This window comes from Pseudoalteromonas sp. SR43-7 (assembly GCF_014163785.1).
Taxonomy (GTDB): Bacteria; Pseudomonadota; Gammaproteobacteria; order Enterobacterales; family Alteromonadaceae; genus Pseudoalteromonas; species Pseudoalteromonas distincta.
Map to the genome: position 1 here is coordinate 1 of NZ_JACJDY010000056.1, position 685 is coordinate 685.

General features: G+C 40.1%; 2 tRNA genes and 1 rRNA gene. All 3 read left to right on the plus strand.

Features of this window, described 5'->3' with window-relative positions:
* Nucleotides 1-77 (plus strand): 16S ribosomal RNA (locus tag H5087_RS19990); the annotation flags it as partial.
* A gap of 76 nt (nucleotides 78-153) precedes the next feature.
* Nucleotides 154-230, plus strand: a tRNA-Ile gene (locus H5087_RS19995).
* A 50-nt stretch (nucleotides 231-280) separates the two neighbouring features.
* Nucleotides 281-356 (plus strand) — tRNA-Ala (locus H5087_RS20000).
* Nucleotides 357-685: the final 329 nt, after the last annotated feature.

Consider the following 685-nt stretch of genomic DNA (forward strand, 5'->3'; position numbering starts at 1 on the left):
CCACGGAGTGATTCATGACTGGGGTGAAGTCGTAACAAGGTAGCCCTAGGGGAACCTGGGGCTGGATCACCTCCTTATACGATTTAGAACTTATTTGTTCGTAGTGTCCACACAGATGATTGTTATTGTAAAGAGAACAACACTTATTGTTTTGGGTCTGTAGCTCAGCTGGTTAGAGCGCACCCCTGATAAGGGTGAGGTCGGTAGTTCAAATCTACTCAGACCCACCACTTCTTGTCTAATCAAGAAGATGGTTAAAACAGTAAGTACCAGCATATGTGGGGCTATAGCTCAGCTGGGAGAGCGCCTGCCTTGCACGCAGGAGGTCAGCAGTTCGATCCTGCTTAGCTCCACCACTTTTACTTCTTAAAAATAAATATTCTTTATCGGGCCATTAATCGCCTGAGAATAGAGTGTGTTTAATTTTGAGAGGTTTTTGTATCTCTTGCTCTTTAAAAATTTGGAAAAGCTGATAATAAAATTCTGATAAATACTTTGTATTTATCAAGAGTTTTCAAAAGTAAAAAAGAATGGTAGCAGTACCATTCAGTGCCATTTAGTTAACTCTTATGAGTTGATTGATTGGTATCTACTTTAGTATTCAATATTAACTTCTGGCGAAGTTAAACTGTCACAAAACAAAGACCCGTTTGGGTTGTATGGTTAAGTGACTAAGCGTACACGG